Annotated in this window: 17 protein-coding genes; 5 read left to right on the forward strand and 12 right to left on the reverse strand. The window is 66.7% G+C overall.

Translation table 11 applies throughout. The features are described from left to right. Positions 1-73 precede the first annotated feature (73 nt). From AX708_RS17095 to fsa, 6 genes are all read right to left on the reverse strand, one after another. Positions 74-1,756 carry an acetolactate synthase large subunit gene (locus AX708_RS17095; protein ID WP_066528612.1) on the reverse strand — a complete coding sequence of 561 codons (1,683 nt, stop codon included), beginning with the start codon at positions 1,754-1,756 and terminating at the stop codon, positions 74-76. 174 nt (positions 1,757-1,930) lie between these two features. After that, positions 1,931-2,869: a D-2-hydroxyacid dehydrogenase gene (locus AX708_RS17100; protein ID WP_066528498.1), complete on the reverse strand. Its 939-nt coding sequence runs from the start codon at positions 2,867-2,869 to the stop codon at positions 1,931-1,933. Between the two features lie 112 nt (positions 2,870-2,981). Beyond that, a complete protein-coding gene (gene cysS, locus AX708_RS17105; protein ID WP_066528500.1) occupies positions 2,982-4,436 on the reverse strand; it encodes a cysteine--tRNA ligase in 1,455 nt (484 codons plus the stop codon). Positions 4,437-4,528: 92 nt separating this feature from the next. Beyond that, complete coding sequence (locus AX708_RS17110) at positions 4,529-5,188, reverse strand: nitroreductase (RefSeq protein WP_066528502.1); 660 nt, start codon at positions 5,186-5,188, stop codon at positions 4,529-4,531. 223 nt (positions 5,189-5,411) lie between these two features. Further along, positions 5,412-7,250 carry a cobaltochelatase subunit CobT gene (cobT, locus tag AX708_RS17120; RefSeq protein ID WP_066528510.1) on the reverse strand — a complete coding sequence of 613 codons (1,839 nt, stop codon included), beginning with the start codon at positions 7,248-7,250 and terminating at the stop codon, positions 5,412-5,414. 57 nt (positions 7,251-7,307) lie between these two features. Beyond that, positions 7,308-7,961, reverse strand: a complete 654-nt coding sequence (gene fsa / locus AX708_RS17125; protein WP_066528512.1) for a fructose-6-phosphate aldolase — start codon at positions 7,959-7,961, stop codon at positions 7,308-7,310. A 59-nt stretch (positions 7,962-8,020) separates the two neighbouring features. Here fsa and AX708_RS17130 point away from each other — a divergent pair, with 59 nt between their 5' ends. Then, positions 8,021-8,677 (forward strand): DUF2490 domain-containing protein, encoded by a 657-nt coding sequence (locus AX708_RS17130; RefSeq protein ID WP_082745524.1) that lies wholly within the window; start codon positions 8,021-8,023, stop codon positions 8,675-8,677. An 11-nt stretch (positions 8,678-8,688) separates the two neighbouring features. On the opposite strand, the gene AX708_RS17135 is transcribed toward AX708_RS17130, so the two are convergent. Further along, positions 8,689-9,390, reverse strand: coding sequence for a DUF4197 domain-containing protein (locus AX708_RS17135; RefSeq protein ID WP_066528515.1), 702 nt, complete (start codon positions 9,388-9,390; stop codon positions 8,689-8,691). 55 nt (positions 9,391-9,445) lie between these two features. Here AX708_RS17135 and AX708_RS17140 point away from each other — a divergent pair, with 55 nt between their 5' ends. After that, a complete protein-coding gene (locus tag AX708_RS17140) occupies positions 9,446-11,614 on the forward strand; it encodes a primosomal protein N' (protein WP_066528517.1) in 2,169 nt (722 codons plus the stop codon). A gap of 35 nt (positions 11,615-11,649) precedes the next feature. After that, positions 11,650-13,206, forward strand: a complete 1,557-nt coding sequence (locus AX708_RS17145) for a cryptochrome/photolyase family protein (RefSeq protein ID WP_066528519.1) — start codon at positions 11,650-11,652, stop codon at positions 13,204-13,206. Here AX708_RS17145 and AX708_RS17150 read toward each other — a convergent pair. Then, positions 13,203-14,087 (reverse strand): CPBP family intramembrane glutamic endopeptidase, encoded by an 885-nt coding sequence (locus AX708_RS17150; protein ID WP_082745525.1) that lies wholly within the window; start codon positions 14,085-14,087, stop codon positions 13,203-13,205. The two genes, AX708_RS17145 and AX708_RS17150, sit on opposite strands and share 4 nt — an antisense overlap. Before the next feature lie 101 nt (positions 14,088-14,188). On the opposite strand from AX708_RS17150, the gene AX708_RS17155 reads away from it, so the two are divergent. Next, complete coding sequence (locus tag AX708_RS17155) at positions 14,189-14,824, forward strand: glutathione S-transferase family protein (RefSeq protein WP_066528522.1); 636 nt, start codon at positions 14,189-14,191, stop codon at positions 14,822-14,824. A gap of 166 nt (positions 14,825-14,990) precedes the next feature. Here the strand turns inward: AX708_RS17155 and AX708_RS17160 are convergent, their stop codons facing one another. The 4 genes from AX708_RS17160 to AX708_RS17175 form a co-directional block, all read right to left on the reverse strand. Beyond that, complete coding sequence (locus AX708_RS17160) at positions 14,991-15,563, reverse strand: hypothetical protein (protein ID WP_066528523.1); 573 nt, start codon at positions 15,561-15,563, stop codon at positions 14,991-14,993. 40 nt (positions 15,564-15,603) lie between these two features. Further along, positions 15,604-16,647: a bifunctional transcriptional activator/DNA repair enzyme AdaA gene (locus AX708_RS17165; RefSeq protein WP_066528525.1), complete on the reverse strand. Its 1,044-nt coding sequence runs from the start codon at positions 16,645-16,647 to the stop codon at positions 15,604-15,606. Continuing rightward, complete coding sequence (locus tag AX708_RS17170) at positions 16,635-17,090, reverse strand: DUF1203 domain-containing protein (protein WP_197426021.1); 456 nt, start codon at positions 17,088-17,090, stop codon at positions 16,635-16,637. Before AX708_RS17170 ends, AX708_RS17165 begins: the two co-directional genes overlap by 13 nt. 120 nt (positions 17,091-17,210) lie before the next feature. After that, positions 17,211-17,873, reverse strand: a complete 663-nt coding sequence (locus AX708_RS17175; protein WP_066528527.1) for a hypothetical protein — start codon at positions 17,871-17,873, stop codon at positions 17,211-17,213. A gap of 68 nt (positions 17,874-17,941) precedes the next feature. Here AX708_RS17175 and AX708_RS17180 point away from each other — a divergent pair, with 68 nt between their 5' ends. Continuing rightward, positions 17,942-19,525, forward strand: coding sequence for a serine protease (locus tag AX708_RS17180; protein WP_082745526.1), 1,584 nt, complete (start codon positions 17,942-17,944; stop codon positions 19,523-19,525). Positions 19,526-19,561 lie beyond the last annotated feature (36 nt).

Below are 19,561 nucleotides of genomic sequence, written 5' to 3' on the forward strand. Positions count from 1 at the left end.
GAACAAGGATATCAAGCGGCTGAGCGCGGAATTGTAATCTTGTCCCCCTCCCGCAAGCGGGAGGGGGACAAGATTACAATTCCGCGCTCAGCCGCTTGATATCCTTGTTCAGGATCTGGTCGTTCTCGGTATAGTCAACCGGGCAGTCGATGAGATGCACCCCCGGCGTGGCGAGGCAGTGCTGGAGCAGGTCGGTGAGGTGCTCGCTCGAAGTCACCCGGTGGCCGATCGCGCCATAGCTTTCGGCGTACTGGACGAAATCCGGGTTGCCATAGGTGAGGCCGAAATCCGCAAAGCCCATGTTGGCCTGCTTCCAGCGGATCATCCCGTAGGCATCGTCGCGCAGGATCAGCACGGTGAGATTGAGGCCGAGGCGCACCGCGGTCTCCATCTCCTGGCTGTTCATCATGAACCCGCCGTCGCCGCAGATCGCCATCACCTTGCGCTCGGGATAGAGCATCGCGCTCATCATCGCGCTCGGCAGCCCCGCGCCCATGGTGGCCAGCGCATTGTCGAGCAGGACCGTGTTGGGCAGGTATGCCGTATAGCCGCGCGCGAACCAGATCTTGTAGACCCCGTTGTCGAGGCAGATGATCCCGTCCTCGGGCATGGCGCCGCGCACCTGCGCGACCAGATGCGGCGGGAAGATCGGGAAGCGGGTGTCGGCGGCGAGGCTGTCGGTATGGGCGACCTCGGCCGCGCGATACTCGAGCATCCGCTTGAAATTCCAGCGGCCCTGCGGAACGATGTCTTCCTTGATCTGCCAGATCGCGTTGGCGATGTCGCCGATCACCTCCACTTGCGGGAAGTAGACCGGATCGACTTCGGCGGTGCGGGTCGAGACGTGGATCACCGTGGGTGGGCTGTCCGATCCCACCGCGCCCTCGCCGTCGTTGCGCATGAAGAAGGGCGGCTTTTCGATCACGTCATGGCCGATATTGACGATGCAATCGGCGTCCTGGATCGCGCGGTGGACGAAATCGCCCGCCGAAAGCGCCGCGCAGCCGAGGAACAGCGGGTGGCGCTCGTCGATCACGCCCTTGCCCATCTGCGTGGTGACGAAAGGAATGCCGGTCTTGTCGACGAACTGGCGCAGCATCCGCCCGGTCATCTTGCGGTTGGCGCCCGCACCGATGACGAGGATCGGCGCCTTGGCCTGTTCGAGCGCGAGCACCGCCTGGCGCACCGCCTTGGCCTCCGCGCTCGGGCGGCGCGCGAGGCTGGCGGCGAGCGGCCGGCTGGTGGTGTGTTCCTCGGCGATGTCCTCGGGGAATTCGAGGTGCACCGCGCCGGGCTTTTCCTCCTCGGCCAGGCGGATCGCCTCGCGCACGCGGCTGGGGATGTTGTCGGCGCTCGCCAGCTGGTGGGCGTATTTGGTGATCGGGCTCATCATCGCCACGACATCGAGGATCTGGAAGCGGCCCTGCTTGGATTTCTTGATCGGCTTCTGCCCGGTGATGGCCAGCGTCGGCATTCCGCCGAGCTGCGAATAGGCGACCGCGGTGACCATGTTGGTCGCCCCGGGGCCGAGGGTCGCGAGGAACACCCCGGTCTTGCCGGTGTGGCGGCCATAGGTCGCCGCCATGAAGCCCGCGCCCTGTTCGTGGCGGGTGAGGATCAGCTTGATCTTGGACGAATGCGAAAGGCTCTCGAGGAAATCGAGGTTCTCCTCGCCCGGCACGCCGAAGATGTATTCGACGCCCTCGGCCTCGAGGCATTCGATGAACAGGTCCGATGCCTTCTTGGTCTCGCTCATGTGTGTTCCCCCCTTGCGCACGGCGCAGCCCCCCGTCTGGCAAACGCGCGCGCCATGCCGTTCCCCCCGGCGATAGCGCGTGCGTGTGACCGCCCCGTGATGGGCGGTTTGCCGCCCGGAGTATTGCAGAAAAGCGCCAGATCGCCAGCGCGATTCGATCGGCCGGGTGGGCGTTCAGTATCCGAGGCGCGGGTCGAACACCGGGGCGACGGGTTCACCGCGCAGGTAACGCGCGAGATTGTCGAGGAAACGCTCGCCCGAGCGGACGAACATCTTGTCCTGCGCGCGGCCCGACAGGTGCATCGAGATGTGGGCGTTGGGAAGCGTCCACAGCACGTGGTCCGCCGGAAGCGGCTCGGGCGTGGTGACATCGAGGAAGGCGCCGCCGATCTGCTTCGTCTTAAGCGCCGCAACCAGCGCCGGCTGGTCGATCACAGCGCCGCGCGCGATGTTGACGATGACGCAGTCGGATTTCATCGCGGCAAGTTCTTCCGCTCCGATCATCCCGTCGGTCTCGGGCGTGGCGGGAACGGCGAGGATCACCCAGTCGAATTTATCGAGATGCGCGCGCCATTCGTCGGGGCTGAGCGTGCCCTCCCCGCCGGAGCGGCGCACCACGGTGACTTCGACATCGAAGGCTTCGAGCCGCGGCTTGATCAGCTTGCCGATCGCGCCATAGCCCAAGAGCAACGCCTTTGACCCCGCCAGTTCGCGCTTGCCGGGGCTGTCGAACAACCACTCGTGCCGGTCCTGCGCGCGCACCACCTCGCGATAGCCCTTGGCGGTGGTGAGCATCCCCATCACCACATATTCGGCAATGGTTATGGCGTTGATCCCGGCCCCGTTGGTGACGGTGATCCCGCGCTCGATCAGCACGTCCATAGGGAGGAAATCGAGGCCCGCGTAGATCGAATTGAGCCACTTCAGCTTCTTCGCCGCGACCAGCGTTGCGGCCATGGCTTCCTTGTCGTTCATGTCGAACCACCCGATCTCGGCCTCGGCGACCGCGTCGATGGCTTCCTCTGCGGACATGAACCAGCGCACGTCGAGGCCTTCCGGCAAACGGCTTTCGAGCATCGGGCGGATCAGGCCTGAGATGGCTAGGATGGTCATGCTTTAGTCTCCCCTCCCGCGTGCGGGAGGGACCGGGGGTGGGCCTGTCCGCGAGCGGTGTTTTTGGCTTCTTGCCCACCCCTGACCCCTCCCGCAAGCGGGAGGGGAATACTCATCCCAGCTTCCACTCCCACCCGAGCGGATCGCCGTCCATCACCTCGACGCCCTGTGCGGCGAGTTCATCGCGGATAGCGTCCGAGGCGGCAAAATCCTTGGCCGCGCGCGCCTCCTTGCGGCGGGCGAGCGCGGCTTCGATTTCGGCCTCGGTGATGGTTGCGGATTTCGGGCGGATGCGCAGGTCGGCGCGGGTGAGGCCGAACAGGCCAAGCCCAAGCACGGCGTCCATATCCTCGATCACGGCCCGCTTGATCCCGGCATCGACCTTCTTCGTCGCCAGCGCCTCTTCGAGAGCAGTCAGAGCGATGGGGGTGTTCAGATCGTCCGCCATCGCTTCGTCGAATTTGGCCAGCACGGGCGCGAACTTCGGATGCTCGGCCTCGGGCTGGGCGGGAACATCTGCCAAGGCGCCGACCGCCATCACCATCCGCTTCAGCCGCGTCAGCGCCGCGCCGAGGCCTTCCCACGAGAACTCCAGCTCGCTCCGATAATGCGCCTGCAGGCACATCAGCCGGTAAGCGAGCGGGTGGTAGCCCCGGTCGATCAGCAATTGCAGCCGCAGGAACTCGCCCGAGGATTTCGACATCTTGCCCGAACGTTCCACCAGAAAATTGTTGTGCATCCAGATCTTGGCGCCCGAATTCCTCGGGTCGTCGAGCCCGTTGGTGCAGCAATGGGCCTGGTTCTGCGCAATTTCGTTGGGGTGGTGGATTTCGCGGTGGTCGATCCCGCCGGTGTGGATGTCGAAGGGAAAGCCCAGCACCTCGCCGCTCATCACCGAGCATTCGAGATGCCAACCCGGTGCGCCTTTGCCCCAGGGCGAGTCCCACTCCATCTGGCGGCTCTCGCCGGGCGGGGTCTTGCGCCAGATCGCGAAATCGGCGGCGTCGCGCTTGCCCTCGACCGCCTCGATCCGGCCTTCGCCCTCCTCGGTCTGGGCACGCGCCAGACGGCCATAGTCCGCCACGGTCGAGACATCGAAATAGAGCCCGCTCTCGAGCTCGTAGCAGTGCTTGTCCGCGATGCCCTTGGCAAATTCGATCATCTGCGGGACGTAGTCGGTCGCGACCGTCCACTGCGCCGGCTGGCGGATGTTCAATGCGCGCACATCGGCCCAATAGGCCTGCTTGTAGTGCTCGGCGATGTCCCAGATGGACTGCGCCTGCGCCGCCGCCACCTTCTCCATCTTGTCCTCGCCCGCGTCGGCATCGTCGGTGAGGTGGCCGACATCGGTGATGTTGATGACGTGGGTGAGCTTCAGCCCCTTCCAGCTCAGCGTGCGCCCCAGCACGTCGGCAAACACATAGGCGCGCATATTGCCGATGTGGGGGTAGTTGTAGACCGTCGGCCCGCAGGTGTAGACGCGCGCTTCCCCTGCGTGGACGGGCTCGAACACCTCCGATTGACGGGTGAGCGAGTTGAACAGTTTCAAAGGGGCAGCGTCGTTCATGGGCGGGGCCTTTGCCCTATTCCGTCATCCCGGCGCAAGCCGGGATCGCGTGCGGCCAGCGACCCCGGCTTTCGTCGGGGTGGCGGGAGACGTCAGAACCCGATGAACTTCACATGCTCGTCCAGCGGCACGCGCTCGCGGGCGAAGTTGTTCACCGGAGCCTCGGGGTCGCGGTACCCGATCGCCATGCCGCAGAAGAACATGTAGCGCTCGTGATCGAGGCCGAGGAAGTCGCGGATGGTGTGCGCGAAGATCGCCATGTATTCCTGGAAGCAGGAGTCGAGCCCCTCCTCGCGCAGCAGCAGCGCGACGGTCTGGAGCCACATGCCGACATCCGACCACTGCGGCTCCTTCATCAGGCGCGGGAAATAGACGAACAGCACCGCGGGCGCATCGAAGCTGGTGGTGTTGCGACCCATCGCCGCCATGCGCCCCGCGCCGTCATCGCGCGCAATCCCCATCGCGCCGAACATCCCCGCCGAGACCGCATCGAGGCGCTTCTTGTAAGCTTCCTCGGTGCCGGGAGCCGCCCAGTCATACTCGGCCGCCTTGGGCCCCTCGGCGATCATCTTGGCCTGCAAGTCCTTCAAGGGCTGGCCGGTGACGATGCTCGCCTCCCACGGCTGGTAGTTGCAACCCGAGGCTGCCCAGCGCGCCTTGTCCATCACGCGGGTGAGGGTCTCGAGATCAACCGGCTTGTCGAGAAAGGCGCGGATCGAGCGGCGGGTGATGACGGCTTCGGTGACGTTCATATCTAGTTGAATCCCTTTTGACCCATCTCGTCCTCAAACCACATTTCGACGTCGTATATGACGCTCGTGGTCGTCCTAAACCTCAGGTAAGACGAATAGTTTGACTGGGCCCATTGCCAGAAGTCGATGAAACTTGCGGTCGCAAAATCTGCTCTCGCGATGCCGCGCTCTTTCGCCCATTCGCGGCACATCTGCCGCACCGCTTTTTCCGCCTCAGCCTTTATCACCGCCCCTTCACGCCCTTCTCGTCCTCGAACAGTTCCGCGAGCTGCTCCATGATCGTGCCGCCGAGCTGTTCCACATCCATGATCGTCACCGCGCGGCGATAATACCGCGTGACATCGTGGCCGATGCCGATCGCGACCAGCTGGACGGGCGAGACCTTCTCGATCCACTCGATCACGCCGCGCAGGTGCGCCTCGAGGTAGCCTGCCGAGTTCACCGACAAAGTCGAATCGTCCACCGGCGCGCCGTCGCTGATCACCATCAGGATGCGGCGTTCCTCGGGGCGGTACAGCAGGCGGCTGTGCGCCCAGATCAGCGCCTCGCCGTCGATGTTTTCCTTGAGCAGCCCCTCGCGCATCATCAGCCCGAGATTGCGGCGCGCGCGGCGCCAGGGTTCGTCGGCCTGTTTGTAGATTATGTGCCTGAGATCGTTGAGGCGGCCGGGGTTCTGCGGCTTGCCATCGGCGAGCCATGCCTCTCTGGATTGCCCGCCCTTCCACGCGCGGGTGGTGAAGCCGAGGATCTCGGTCTTGACCCCGCAGCGCTCCAGCGTGCGCGCCAGAATGTCCGCGCTGATTGCGGCGATGGAGATCGGCCGCCCGCGCATCGAGCCCGAATTGTCGATTAGCAGCGTGACGATCGTGTCCTTGAACTCGACATCGCGCTCGACCTTGTAGGACAGTGCGGTTCCGGGCGAGATGATCACGCGGGCAAGACGCGCAGCATCGAGCACGCCCTCTTCCTGGTCGAAGTCCCAGCTTCGGTTTTGCTGCGCCATCAACCGGCGCTGCAAGCGGTTGGCGAGGCGCGTCACCACGCCCTGAAGGCCCGTCAGCTGGCTGTCGAGATAGGCGCGCAGGCGGTCGAGCTCCTCGGAATCGCACAGGTCGGGCGCGGCGACTTCCTCGTCGAAGCGGGTGGTGAAGGCCTTGTAGTCGACGCTGGCGGGCACTTCGGCCTGCGGGCGGTTGGGGCGCACGGGGGCATTTGCGGCGTCGCTGTCGTCGGAGGGCTCGCCCTCGGCCATGTCGCTGTCGGTCTGGGTGTCGGAGGATTCCTCCCCTTCGCCCTCGCCCTCGGCCATGTCGCCGGCCATTTCGGCCGACTGCGGATCGCCCTCGCCCTGGTTGTCGTCGTCACCCTGATCATCGTCGCTGGGGGCGTCGTCGTCATCCGCGTCGTCGGAGTCGCTTTCGTCGGGGGCCTCGGTCGGGCGCGTCAGATCGAGCTCGCGCAGCATTTCGAGTGCGAGTTTCTGGAAGGCCTCCTGATCAGCGATTTTCTCGGCGAGCCCGGCGAAGTCCCCGCCAACCTTCTCCTCGAGGAAGTCGCGCACCAGCTCGATCCCGCCCTGCGCCTTGGCCGGCACCGCCTCGCCCGTCAGCGCCTCGCGCACCAGCAGCGCGAGCGCGGTCTGCAGGGGCACTTCGGCGGAGTTCTGCGCGCGCACGATCTTGTCGCCCGCAGTGCGCATTTCCGTGGCGGCGTCGAGATTGGCGCGAATGCCGCCGAAGCGGTTGGCACCCAGCGCCTCGTAGCGGACCTGCTCGATCGCGTCATAGCAGGCGCGCGCGATGGGTTCGGGCGGCGCGGCCTTGGCGTGGAGCGCGGCGTCGTGATGGCGCAGCTTCAGGGCGAAGCTGTCCGCAAAGCCGCGCGCCTCGCGCACCTGATCTTGCGGAAGATCGCGCCCCGGCAGCGGCACGCGGAAGCGGTTGCCCGCGCTGCCCGGCACATCCGCGCTCCACGCGACCTCGACCTCCGCATCGCGCGCAATCGCCCGCGACGCTCCGGTGAGCGCCTGCTTGAACAGATCGAGCGGGGACTGGTCAGCCATTATCCGTTTTCTTTAGCAACTAATATGGCGCGCGGAAGTGGCAAAAAGGCGAGGGCCTTAGAGGATCGACTGCCCCGTCTTGGCCCAGTCGGCCATGAAGCCCTCGATCCCCTTGTCGGTGAGAACATGCTTGAAGAGGGCATGGATCACCGCAGGCGGCGCGGTCATCACGTCGGCGCCGATCTTTGCCGCCTGCAAGACGTGGGTGGTGTGGCGCACGCTCGCGACGAGGATTTCGGTAGCAAAATTATAGTTGTCGTAGATCAGGCGGATGTCCTCGATGAGGTCCATCCCGTCAAAGCCGTTGTCATCGTGCCGCCCGACGAAGGGCGAGATGAAGCTTGCCCCCGCCTTGGCCGCCAGCAGCGCCTGGTTGGCCGAGAAGCACAGCGTGACGTTGACCATCGTCCCCTCGGACGAGAGCGCCTTGCAAGTCTTGAGACCGTCAACCGTCAGCGGCACCTTGATGCAGACATTGTCGGCGATCTTCCGGAGAACCTCGGCCTCCTTCATCATCGTGGCGTGGTCGAGCGCGACCACCTCGGCACTGACGGGGCCGTCGACGATCCCGCATATCTCCTTGGTCACTTCCTTGAAATCGCGCCCCGACTTGGCGATCAGCGAGGGATTGGTGGTCACCCCGTCGAGCAGACCGGTGGCGGCAAGCTCGCGGATCGCCTCGATCTCGGCGGTGTCGACGAAGAATTTCATGAGATGGACTCCAGATTTATTCGATAGGCAGCGGCCGAGCGCCGCTTTAGGGCGGGCACATGACGCGCCTTCCCGTTCAATGTGCGACGCTGCTTGCCGCCCTCGCGTGCGCTTGGCAACCGTCCAAAGCATCGGCGCAGGACGAAGACGTGCAATTGTGGCAGTTCTTCAACCTGACCGGCGATCTCGATGAGGACACGCGGCTCACCATCGACGCCACCCAGCGATGGCGCGAGGACGCGCGCGGGGGCGAGCAGCAGACGATCCGCGTGACGGTGGAGCAGACCGTGGCCGAGGGCGTACGCCTTGGCGTCGGCGCGGCGGTGTTCGAGGCGGGCGGCGCAACCGAGCTGCGCCCGCACCAGCAGGTGATCTTCACCCAGGGCCGCTTCGAATTGCGCACGCGACTGGAAGAACGCTTCTTCGACGGCGCGGACCGGGTCGAGCTGCGGCTGCGCCAGCGCGTACAGTACAACCAGCCGCTCGGGGATGGCTGGCGCGCGAGTGTGGGCGGCGAATGGCTCGGGCTGCTGCAGGGACGCGAGGACGGGCAAGGCGCCTCGACCGAGCAATGGCGGGCGCAGGCGGGCATCGCCTACCGGATCAGCAAGCGGCTGGAGGTCGGCGCGAATTACTGGCTGCTGGTCTTCCCGCGCGGAGACTTGCCCGCGCGCACCACCCACGTGCCGCAGACGGTGCTGACTTACAGGTTTTGATCAGGCCGATTCTAGATCCGCGCGCCGAGCCCGAACACCCCGATCAGCACCGGATCGCGGGTAGCCTCCGGATTGGCGCGGATCGCAGCTTCCTCGCGGCCGATCTCGCCCCAGATGGCATCGTCGATCTGACGGCCGAAGCGGTCGGCAACGCCCGCAACATCGACACCGGTGAGCGCATTGAGCGCCTGGCCGAGCACCGGATCGCGGCTGACGCGCAGTGCATCGCCAAGTTCCGGCACCACCGCATCGAGCAGCGCCGTGCCGAGTTCCTGGCGCAGGTAGAGGCTCGCCGCATCCGGCCCGCCGCGTACCAGCGCAAGCGCGTTCTCGAAACCGATAACCCGGATCGCGTCGGTCACCACGGGCGCAGCGCGAAAGCTCGCGTCGATCGCAAGGCTCGCGAAACGCTCCTCGAGCCGGTCCTTGACCAATTGCGAGGTGAGGATGCGCGTCAGCACGTCGCCGCGGGTGCCCAGCGTCTCGGCAAGCCCGAGCCGTGCGACCTGTTCGTCCCAGAAGCCGCCCGGCGCGGTGAGGCGCGCGAAGGCATTTTCCGTGGCGAGCAGCAGCATCCGCCGCACCGCTTCGACCAGACTGAACCCGCCGCCCGTGCTGGCGCAGGCGGGAAGCAGCAGCAGCGCGCCTGCGCCGGCGGCTCCGGCCAGCAGGCTGCGGCGGGTCGCGGAACGGTTCGTGACAATTGCGGTCATTGGTCCAGTCTCCAAGCTTGCCCTTGGCCTATGCCGCTCTCCATATATCTGCGCGATGAACCGAATTCGCCTGCTTGTATTGAACGCCGCCCTCGGCCCGCTGGACTACCGGCTGCCCGAGGGGATGAGCGCGCCTGCCGGCACGGTGGTGATGGCCCCGCTGGGCCCGCGCAAGGTGATGGGGATCGTGTGGGACGAGGGCCGGTTGCCGGGTGACGAGATCGCTTTCGAGCGGCTGCGCCCGATTCTCGAGGTGCTCTCCGTCCCGCCCCTGCCCGCGCCGCTCAGGCGGCTGATCGAATGGACCGCAGACTACTACTGCGCCCCGCTCGCGAGCACCGCGCGCATGGCGCTGGCGAGCGGGGGGGCGCTGGGCGGGCCGGCGACGATGACCGAATACCGGCTGACCGGCGCGGAATGCGCGGGGCGGCTGACCGCGCAGCGCAGGACAGCGCTGGAGAAGCTGGCGGGCGAGCAGGGCACGATGCGCGAACTCGCCGGGTTGGCGGGCGTCTCCGAAGGCGTGCTGCGCGGGATGGCGGGCGCGGGGTTGCTGGAGCCGGTGACCGTCGCCATCGACCGCCCCTACCCGCCCGCCAATCCCGACTTCCACCAGCCCGCGCTGTCGGAGGCGCAAGGCGCGGTCGCGGGCACGCTGGTCGAGGCCGTGCGCGCGGGAAAATTCGCACCCTTCCTGCTCGACGGGGTGACCGGATCGGGCAAGACCGAGACCTATTTCGAACCCGTCGCCGAGGCGATCCGGCAGGGGCGGCAGGTGCTGGTTCTGCTCCCCGAAATCGCGCTTACTGAGAACTTCCTCGCGCGCTTCGAGGCGCGGTTCGGGGCCAAGCCGGTGCTGTGGCACTCCTCGCTGAAATCGACCGAACGGCGGCGGGCATGGCGGGCGATCGCCGACGGAACCGCGCAGGTGGTGGTCGGCGCGCGCTCGGCGCTGTTCCTGCCCTATGCGAAGCTCGGCCTCATCGTCGTCGACGAGGCGCACGAGATCAGCTTCAAGCAGGATGACGGGGTGCGCTACAACGCCCGCGACGTTGCCGTGATGCGCGCCCGCTTCGAGGGTCTGCCGGTGATCCTCGCTAGCGCCACCCCCGCGCTCGAGAGCCTGCACATGGCCGAGATCGGCGTCTACACGAAGCTAGACCTCCCCGCCCGTTTCGGCGGGGCGAGCCTGCCGACGGTGCGCCTCGTAAACCTCACCGAGGAGAAGCCCGGCAGCCAGCGCTGGCTCGCCGGGCCGCTGATCGAGGCCTTGCGCGATCGGCTGGACAAGGGCGAGCAGTCGCTCCTCTTCCTCAACCGCCGCGGCTATGCCCCGCTGACCCTGTGCCGCAATTGCGGGCACCGCTTCAAATGTCCGTCCTGCAGCGCATGGCTGGTCGAGCACCGCCTTTCCGCCCGCCTCGCCTGCCACCATTGCGGCTTCGAGACGCGGGTGCCCGATGCCTGCCCCGAATGCGGCGAGAACGATTGCCTCGTCGCCTGCGGGCCGGGGGTGGAACGGATCGCGGCCGAAGTCGCCGAGCTGTTCCCCGAAGCGCGGCTCGCGGTGGCGACCAGCGACACCCTTAACACCCCCGACCGCGCAGCCGCCTTCATCGCGCAGGCCGAAGCCAAGGCGATCGACATCATCATCGGCACGCAGCTGGTGACCAAGGGCTTCCACTTCCCCGACCTGACGCTGGTGGGCGTGGTCGATGCCGACCTCGGCCTCGAAGGCGGGGAACTGCGCGCGGGCGAGCGCACCTTCTCGCAGATCGCGCAGGTCGCGGGGCGCGCAGGCCGCGGGGCCAAGCCGGGCGAGGTGCTGATCCAGACCCGCCACCCCGCCGCCCCCGTGATCGCCGCGCTTGCGAACGGCGACCGCGATGCCTTCTACGCAGCCGAAACCCAAGGCCGCCGTGATGCGGGCGCCCCGCCCTTCGGCAGGTGGGCAGCGATCATCCTGTCCTCCGAGGACGAAAAGGAAGCGCGCGAGGCCGCCCGGCGCCTCGGCGATGTCCGCCCGCGCCATGCCGACGTCCAGATCCTCGGCCCCGCGCCTGCGCCGCTGTCATTGCTGCGCGGGCGCTATCGCTACCGCTTTCTCGTCAACGCACGGCGCAGCGCGAATTTGCAGGCGATGCTGAGGGACTGGATCGGGGGCGTGCAATTCGCGCCGGGCGTGCGCGTGGGGATCGACATCGACCCCTACTCCTTCGTCTGACGAAACCAACGGGTACCCGAGCGCGTATCCCCCGCATGACCCGTCCCATCCTCGTGCCGATCCTCGGCGACCAGCTGTCGCGCAATCTCTCCAGCCTCGAAGGGCTCTCCCCCGCCGAAACCCGCATCCTCATGATGGAGGTGTGGGACGAGGCGACCTATGTGAAGCACCACAAGCAGAAGATCGTGCTCATTTTCTCGGCAATGCGCCACTTCGCCGAAGAACTGCGGGCCGAGGGCTGGCAGGTCGATTACATCCGGCTCGATGATCCCGAGAACACCGGCAGCTTCACCGGCGAGGTCGCGCGCGCCGTAGAGCGCCACGCCCCGTCCGAAATCCGGGTCACCGAAAGCGGCGAGTGGCGCGTGCACGAGGCCATGCTGGAGTGGGAGGGCCGGTTCCCCTGCCCCGTCTCGATCCTTCCCGACACGAGGTTCGTGGCCACCCATGCCGAATTCCGCAAATTCGCCGAGGGGCGCAAGCACCTCACGATGGAGTATTTCTACCGTGAGATGCGGCGCAAGACCGGGCTGCTGATGGAGGGCGACAAGCCCGTGGGCGGGGTCTGGAACCTCGACGCCGAAAACCGCGAGCCGCCCAAGGCGGGGCTCAAGGCGCCCCCCGCGCCCAAGTTCGCCCCCGACGCGATCACGCAGGAGGTCATCGCTCTCGTCGGCGCGCGCTTCGCCGATCATTTCGGCGATCTCGAACCCTTCGGCTGGCCCGTCACCCGCGCCGAGGCTCTGGAAGCCGCCGAGGCCTTCTTCGCGCGCCGCCTCGAATTGTTCGGACCCTATCAGGACGCGATGGTCCACGGGGAGGACGATCTCTACCACTCGATGCTCTCGACCAGCCTCAATATCGGGCTGCTCGATCCGCTCGAACTGTGCCGCGCCGCCGAAGCTGCCTATAAATCGGGCAGGGCTCCGCTCAATTCCGTAGAGGGCTTCATCCGCCAGATCATCGGGTGGCGCGAATATGTGCGCGGGTTCTACTGGCACCAGATGCCGGGCCTTGCAGCTGCCAACGAGTTGGGCGCGCACCGGCCGCTGCCCGAGTTCTTCTGGACGGGCACAACCGACATGCGCTGCCTCGCCGATTGCATCCGAACCACGCGGGAAGACGCCCATGCGCACCACATCCAGCGGCTGATGGTGCTCGGCAATTTCTGCCTGATCGCCGGGATCGATCCGCGCGAGGTCGCGGACTGGTATCTCGCGGTTTACGCCGACGCCTTCGAATGGGTCGAGCTGCCCAATGTGGCGGGCATGGTGCTCTATGCCGATGGCGGCCGCCTCGCGACCAAGCCCTATGCGGCGAGCGGCAACTACATCAACAAGATGAGCAATTACTGCGGCGGCTGCCGCTACAAGGTCGCGCAGAAGACCGGGCCGAACGCCTGCCCGTTTGGGCCCCTCTACTGGCACTTCATGGACAAGAACCGCGCGCGGCTGGAGAGCAACCACCGCATCGGGCGCATCTACGCCACGTGGGACAGGATGGGCGAGGCCAAGCAGCGCGAATATCTGGAGAGCGCGGAGCGATTCCTCGACGCCCTCGAGCCAGCCAAACCCGGCTGGGCGCGCAATTAGGCTTTGCGGCGGCGCACCCACCAGGGGGCCATCACCTCGCCCTTGTCGATCGCGCGCTTGACCAGCCACACCCCGAAGCCGCCCGCCAACACCACAGCGATCACCGAGGCCTCGAGCCCGAAGGCCCCGCCCGAGATCAGCTCGTTGCCCAACAGCCGCGCGTTGACCACCCCGTCGACATCATTGCCCGACACCGGCACGTCCCAGATGAGCCCCTGCGTGACGTTCCAGCCGAAGTGGATCCCGATCGGCACCCACAGGCTGCGGGTCAGCATATAGGCCCCGCCCAGCATCACCCCCGCCTCGATCGCGATCGCCGCCGAGGAGAACCATGTGGCGTTGTCGTTGGTGATGTGGACGAAGCCGAACAGCGCCGAGGTGACGATCAGCGCCGCCCAGCTGCCGCCGAATTCCTCGATCCAGCGGAACAGGATGCCGCGGAAGATGAATTCCTCGAAAAAACCGGCGCTGAAGCCTGCCGCGAACAGCACGAAGATCCAGTTGCTGAGGCCGCCCCAGCCGTCGATCCGGTAGGCGCCCAGCAGCGCCGCCACGCCGACGATCACGCTGAACAGCACGAAAGCAGCGGCGGCGCCGAGCCCCAGGCCCCGCGCCGCGCCGGCGAAGGGCAGGTCGTCGTGCTTGCGCTCACCCAAGCGGCGCATCACCAGCTTCTGGCCTAGGATCAGCAGCGCGATGGTCACGAACACCTGCACCGGCTGCGCGATATCGTCGGGCAGGTCTGCTCCCAGTTCCTTCACCGCAATCGTTGCGATCGCGAGAGCAATCGCGCTCACTGCGATCGCCGCCAGCATCGCGACCAGCGGGAAGTTCCAGATCCGCTTCCACAGCGGCGGCTTTGCGGCGGTTCCGGTGTCCATGTTCGGCGAGGCTCCCCTGTCGTTCTTCACGCAAGGGGATGGCGCAGCGCCGTCGCCTTGGCTAGGTCTGGCCGGACAATTATCGACGGAGAGCCGATGCCATGCTGACCATCCACCACCTGCGCCTGTCGCAATCCGAACGCATCGTCTGGCTCGCCGAGGAGCTGGGGCTGGACTACGACCTCAAGCTCTACAACCGCCGCACCGACAACCGCCTGGCGCCCGATGAATACAAGGCGCTACACCCGATGGGCATCGCGCCGGTGATCACCGACGGCGACTTCGTGCTGGGCGAGAGCGGGGCGATCATGGACTATATCGTCGCGAAATACGCGCCGGACACGCCGCTGGTGCCGGGCGCGGATCACCCCGACTTCGCCGATCACCTGTTCTACTACCACTGGGCCAACGCGACCTTCATGACCAATGGCATGATGGCGCTGGTGGCGCAGTTCATGGGCGCGCAGGAATTGCCCTTCTTCGTCGCCGACCGCGTGCAGAAAGGCTGGGCAATCGTCGAGAAGCGCCTCGGCGAGGCGGACTATTTCGGCGGTTCGCAGCTGACCACGGCCGACATCATGATGGGCTTCCAGCTCACCACCAGCCGCGCGATGAGCGGGATGGGCATCGACCACCTGCCGAACCTCAAGGCGTACCTCGCGCGGATCGGCGAGCGCCCCGCGTATCAGCGCGCGATGGCCAAGTGCGAGCCGGGGATGCCGCCGAAGCTGGACTAATCGCTCCCCTCGTCATTGCGAGGAGCGTAGCGACGCGGCAATCTATGGACGAGCTGTCCAGCTGGCGGAAAACTCAGGCCATGGATTGCCGCGCCTTCGGCTCGCAATGACGAAGTTGGGCAATGGCCCACCCGTCGCCGCGCCCCCGAGCAGTGGCCTCGCCAGCCTACTCGCGATACTTGTCGTTGCCGACGAAGCCTATCGGGAATCCGTCACGGGCAGAAGCGAACTTGAGCACCGCAAGCAGAACTGCCCAGCGTTCATAACTCACCTGGTCGAATAGCTCGGCAGACGATGGCTCCAGTCGCACCCGCTGGTCGGCTTCGGCTTGCAGCACCGAGCCCGGCGCAAAACCGGCATGAATTTCCAGTGCCCGGAGATAATCTGCGAAGGCGGCATAATCGCTCCGCTTCGGGAAGTTCTCCCAAAGCCCCCGCTCCTTGAGCGATATTTCCGCGTCGGCAAGCACCTTCGGGCGAGCCAGGTCTTCCATCACCCGCAAGTAGGCGCCGAACATCTCGGTGTCTTCGAAGGTTACGATTTCATAGCCCGCCGCCTCGCGGATGCAGACGAAGTGTTCGGGCTTTGCTTGCGCAGAAGGGGTTATGATGATCTGGATGCTCTGGAGTTCATCCTCATAGCGGACGGTGAAGCCCTCTGACTTCAGCCCGCAGTCGAGAAGCTTTCGTTCGATCACCTGTTCCTGTGCAACAGGCGGCTCGGGCGGAGTGTCAATCATGCAGAGGCTTGTAAAGCAAAGCCGAAAATCGGCAAATCCTTCACACCCCCTCCCGCCGCAGCAACTCCGCCTTGATCTCCAGCCCATAGGCATAGCCCCCCAGCGACCCGTCTGACGCGATCACGCGGTGGCACGGGATCAGCACCGCGATGTGGTTCGCCCCGTTTGCGCCGCCCACCGCGCGGCTGGCTTTCGGGTTGCCCAAGGCCGCCGCGAGTTCGCCATAGCTCCGCGTCTCGCCATGCGGGATGCGGCGCAGTTCGTCCCAGACGCGCTGCTGGAAGGCGGTGCCGTGGACGTCGAGCGGGATGGCGGCGCTGCCGGGGCCGGGTTGCTCGACTGCCGCCACCACCTGCGCAAACAGCGCGCGGAAGTCATCGCCCGCCGGCACCAGCTCGGCGCGCGGGAACCTTGCCCGCAATTCCGCCTCGCCCTCGCCGAAAGCGAGGCAGCACACACCCACCTCGGTCGCGGCGACCAGCATCGGCCCGAGCGAAGTCGGCAGCACCGCCCAGTGGATCACGCGGCCCGCGCCGCCTCTTGTCCAGTCGCTCGGGCGCATTCCCATCCTGCCTTTCGTTTCCGCGTAGAATTGCTCGGGCCCGCTGAAGCCCGCCGCGGCCAGCGCCTCGGTCACCCCGAGCCCGCCCGCAAGCGCCTCGCGCACCCGCTCCTCGCGCAAGGCGCGGGCGAAGGCGGCCGGCGAGAGGCCGACGGTGCGCTTGAACAGGCGCTGGAAGTGCGTGGGCGTGTAGCCGGTGAGGTCGGCGAGTTCATCGAGCGTCATCGCCCCCCGCTCCCGGATCGCGGCGATTGCGGCGAGGACGCAGGCCTCCTCTGCGCTCTGGCTGCCGGGCGAGCAGCGCTTGCACGCCCTGAGGCCCGCCGCCTCGGCATCGGCGGGGGTGGCGTAGAAGCGCACGTTCTTGCGATGCGGCGCGCGCGCGGGGCAGCTCGGGCGGCAATAGATGCCGGTCGAGTGGACGCCTGTGACAAAGGCCCCGTCGAACCGCCGGTCCTTGGCGAGCATCGCCTGCCAGCGGTCCTCGTCGGTGATGTTCTCGTAATGTTTCACGTGGAACATTCCTCGCCAAAGTGCCGCTCGATGCGCGCGGCAAAGCAGCCATGCATCGCGTTGTGCGCGTCTATGTAAGCGACTTGCGGATCGGCAAGCAACGCGCGGACTTGCGTGTCGACATCGTCGGCCAACGCCAGCGCTGCGCGGTGAAGGTCGCCGTTCCCCGTGTAGCCCCGCAGCGCGATCGGTTGGCCGCGCAGGACCGGGGGAAGCGCGTCGACATATTCCGCCGCCTCGGTCGCATTGGCGCGGACATAGATCGCGAAAGCGTTGCGGTAGGGGCCCTCGACCGCGTGGTTGGCGTAATTGGTGAGCAACAGCACTTCGCCCGGCGCCGCATCCTCGAGGCTCACGCGGCAGGGGAAGCGCCCCTCCCCGGCCACCTCGCGCCGCGCCCGGCGGCTGGCGAGACTGGCGTCATCGAGCGCGAGCTGGTCGGCGAAAAGCACGGGGTCGAGGCCCCTGATGCGGTAGGTTATGGCGTGTGGCTCCCTTGCCGGTAGTTGCAAGGAAGCTTCTGACCGAATTGCACCCGGAGCGCAGCCGGCGGGCTTGCGCTCAATGTCGCGTCAGCGCGCGGGCGCCCGGGCCAGGCTCGCCGCGATACTCCGGCTGCGCTCCTTGAGCGCTTCGAAGGTCACTCCGCTTTCGACAAGTGCGTAGGAATTGACCGTGAAGAACTGCTGGTCCACCACGGTCAGGCAGCCGCTGGCCAGACCTTTTTTGATCTCCGACCCGACTTGCACGTCGAGATAGACGAAAAGGTAGACGCAGTCCTTGTCCAGTCCGCCGAAGGTGGGGGCTCCCACCTTGATGGCGTCCGGGCTCCCGGTGCTCTCGGCCATGTTCGCTTCGACCTGACGACCGGCGGCATCCATTGCTGCCTGCCCGCTGGCCGTCTGCATCTGCCGCGCGAGAATGGCGAGGAACAGCGGCTTGGCAATCTTCACCGGTTCGTTGCGGATCGGCGTCTTGATATGCGTGTATTCCACGCCAAAGGTGCCGCAGCGATCGAGGTTGGCGTGGGTCACGCTCGACTTGTCGAGCCCGGCGACTGCCTCGGCCACAGCGACATCGGCTCCGCTCGGGAGGCAGAAGCCCTCGGGCAGAACATAGCTGAAGGCGGTTTCACCGAGCTTGAAGGTCTCGCGCTGTTCGGCGCGCCCAAGGCTGGGGGTTGCAGCCAGAGCGAGCATGGTCAGTGCTGCCGATATGTTGCGTTTCGTGATCATTGCCGCCCTCCTTCTGCTTCGATAAACCGCATCACATGGCACACGCGCCGGATTCAAGGATTTTTTCAATGGTTGAAGGGCTTGGTCGGCTGCCGATGATCTTCCGGACGCTTCTGGGCCTGACGCTCGCCGCGCTGGCGCTCGCCCTCCCCGCCTCGGCCGATCCGGGCGATGTCGACGCCGCCGCGCGCGGGGTCGTGCGGGTGGTCATCATCGGCGAGGACGGGGACGAGCCCGTGCCGGTCTCCCACGGGACCGGCTTCGCCGTCTCGGCGACGCGGATCGTCACCAATGCGCATGTCGTGGCCGAGGCGGTGCAGGACGATACGCTGCGGGTCGGCATCGTGCCCTCCGAAGGCAGCGGCGGGGCTTTCGCACGGGTGGTGGCGGTGTCTCCGAAGAACGATCTGGCGCTGCTCGAGATCGCCGCAGGATCGCTGCCCCTGCCCCCGCTGGCGCTGGCGGGGAGCGTCAGCAGCAATCTCGGCGAGGTTTCGGCGGTCGGCTACCCGATGAATGTCGATCTGGCGCAAGGCCTTGACATGGCGGACATCTTCCGCGCCCAGCCGCCGGTCAAGTCGCGCGGGTTCCTGTCGGGCGAGCGGCCGAGCCGCCAGTTCGACACGATCCTCCACACCGCGCCGATTGCCCGCGGCAATTCGGGCGGGCCGCTGCTCGATCCGTGCGGGCGGGTGATCGGGGTCAACTCCTTCAGCGCCGATGCCGAGAGCGGCGACGGGGAGTTCTACTTCGCGGTGTCCTTGCGCGAATTGCTGCCCTTCCTGCGCAAGAACGGGGTCGAGCCCGTGGTCAACGCGCTGCCCTGCCGCTCGATCGCGGAACTTAATGCCGAGGAACGCCAGCGGCTCGAGGCCGAGCAGAGCCAGGCCCGCGCCGCGCTCGAGCAGCGTTCGGAGAGCTTGCGCGAAGTGCGCGAAAAGGCCCGCCTCACCGCGCAGATGGAGGTGCTCGAAGCGCGCGAGAACCGCATGGCGCTGGCGCTGATCGCGCTGCTCGCCTGCATCGGCGCGGGCTACGCCGCTTTCGTGTGGCGCGGCGAGGACGAGCGGCGCTCGCAAATGCGGATCGCGGGCGCGCTGTCGGCAGCGGGACTCGCGGCAGCGCTGCTCTTGTGGTTCACCCGCCCGGGCCTTGCCGAGATCGAGGACCGGGTCGCGGCCGCGGTCGAGAAAGCGCAAGGCGGCGACGGCAAGCCCGATTCCCCGGCCAAGACCGCCGATGCGGCCGAGGGCGCGCTGATCTGCACCCTCGTCCCCGAGCGCAGCCGCGTCACCGCCGCCCGCACCGACGATGTCGCCTTCGAATGGCGCGCCGATGGCTGCGTCAACGGGCGCACGCAATATGGTCTTGCGCAAGGGGGCGAATGGCAGCGTGTCTTTGCCGCCGAGAATGACGCGGCGGTGGCGGTCAACACCTATGACCCCGCGACCCGCACCCTGCGCACCGACCGCTATCTGCTCGGGCAAGAGGCGCTCGCCGCCGCGCGCGCGGCCCGCTCGGCCTACACGCCGCCGACCTGCGGGGTGAGCGACGCGGCCCGGACGCTGGGCGAACAGCAATCGGCCCTGATCGCGGGCCTGCCAGAGCAACCCAACGAGCGGCTGGTCTATAGCTGCACGGCGAAGAAGTAGCGCCCCTACCCGCACACTCCCGCTTCGCACCTGCAC

The sequence above is a fragment of the Erythrobacter sp. CCH5-A1 genome, assembly GCF_001557115.1.
Classification (GTDB): Bacteria; Pseudomonadota; Alphaproteobacteria; order Sphingomonadales; family Sphingomonadaceae; genus Erythrobacter.

Bases quoted from the DNA above. Each gene is read 5' to 3' on its own strand.
- AX708_RS17110 (WP_066528502.1), bottom strand. From the start codon at position 5,188: ATGAACGTCACCGAAGCCGTCATCACCCGCCGCTCGATCCGCGCCTTT.
- AX708_RS17100 (WP_066528498.1), bottom strand. From the start codon at position 2,869: ATGACCATCCTAGCCATCTCAGGCCTGATCCGCCCGATGCTCGAAAGC.
- cysS (WP_066528500.1), bottom strand. From the start codon at position 4,436: ATGAACGACGCTGCCCCTTTGAAACTGTTCAACTCGCTCACCCGTCAA.
- AX708_RS17160 (WP_066528523.1), bottom strand. From the start codon at position 15,563: ATGATTGACACTCCGCCCGAGCCGCCTGTTGCACAGGAACAGGTGATC.
- AX708_RS17140 (WP_066528517.1), top strand. From the start codon at position 9,446: ATGAACCGAATTCGCCTGCTTGTATTGAACGCCGCCCTCGGCCCGCTG.
- AX708_RS17165 (WP_066528525.1), bottom strand. From the start codon at position 16,647: ATGTTCCACGTGAAACATTACGAGAACATCACCGACGAGGACCGCTGG.
- AX708_RS17130 (WP_082745524.1), top strand. From the start codon at position 8,021: ATGACGCGCCTTCCCGTTCAATGTGCGACGCTGCTTGCCGCCCTCGCG.
- AX708_RS17180 (WP_082745526.1), top strand. From the start codon at position 17,942: ATGGTTGAAGGGCTTGGTCGGCTGCCGATGATCTTCCGGACGCTTCTG.
- cobT (WP_066528510.1), bottom strand. From the start codon at position 7,250: ATGGCTGACCAGTCCCCGCTCGATCTGTTCAAGCAGGCGCTCACCGGA.
- AX708_RS17135 (WP_066528515.1), bottom strand. From the start codon at position 9,390: ATGACCGCAATTGTCACGAACCGTTCCGCGACCCGCCGCAGCCTGCTG.
- fsa (WP_066528512.1), bottom strand. From the start codon at position 7,961: ATGAAATTCTTCGTCGACACCGCCGAGATCGAGGCGATCCGCGAGCTT.
- AX708_RS17145 (WP_066528519.1), top strand. From the start codon at position 11,650: ATGACCCGTCCCATCCTCGTGCCGATCCTCGGCGACCAGCTGTCGCGC.
- AX708_RS17175 (WP_066528527.1), bottom strand. From the start codon at position 17,873: ATGATCACGAAACGCAACATATCGGCAGCACTGACCATGCTCGCTCTG.
- AX708_RS17095 (WP_066528612.1), bottom strand. From the start codon at position 1,756: ATGAGCGAGACCAAGAAGGCATCGGACCTGTTCATCGAATGCCTCGAG.
- AX708_RS17150 (WP_082745525.1), bottom strand. From the start codon at position 14,087: ATGGACACCGGAACCGCCGCAAAGCCGCCGCTGTGGAAGCGGATCTGG.
- AX708_RS17155 (WP_066528522.1), top strand. From the start codon at position 14,189: ATGCTGACCATCCACCACCTGCGCCTGTCGCAATCCGAACGCATCGTC.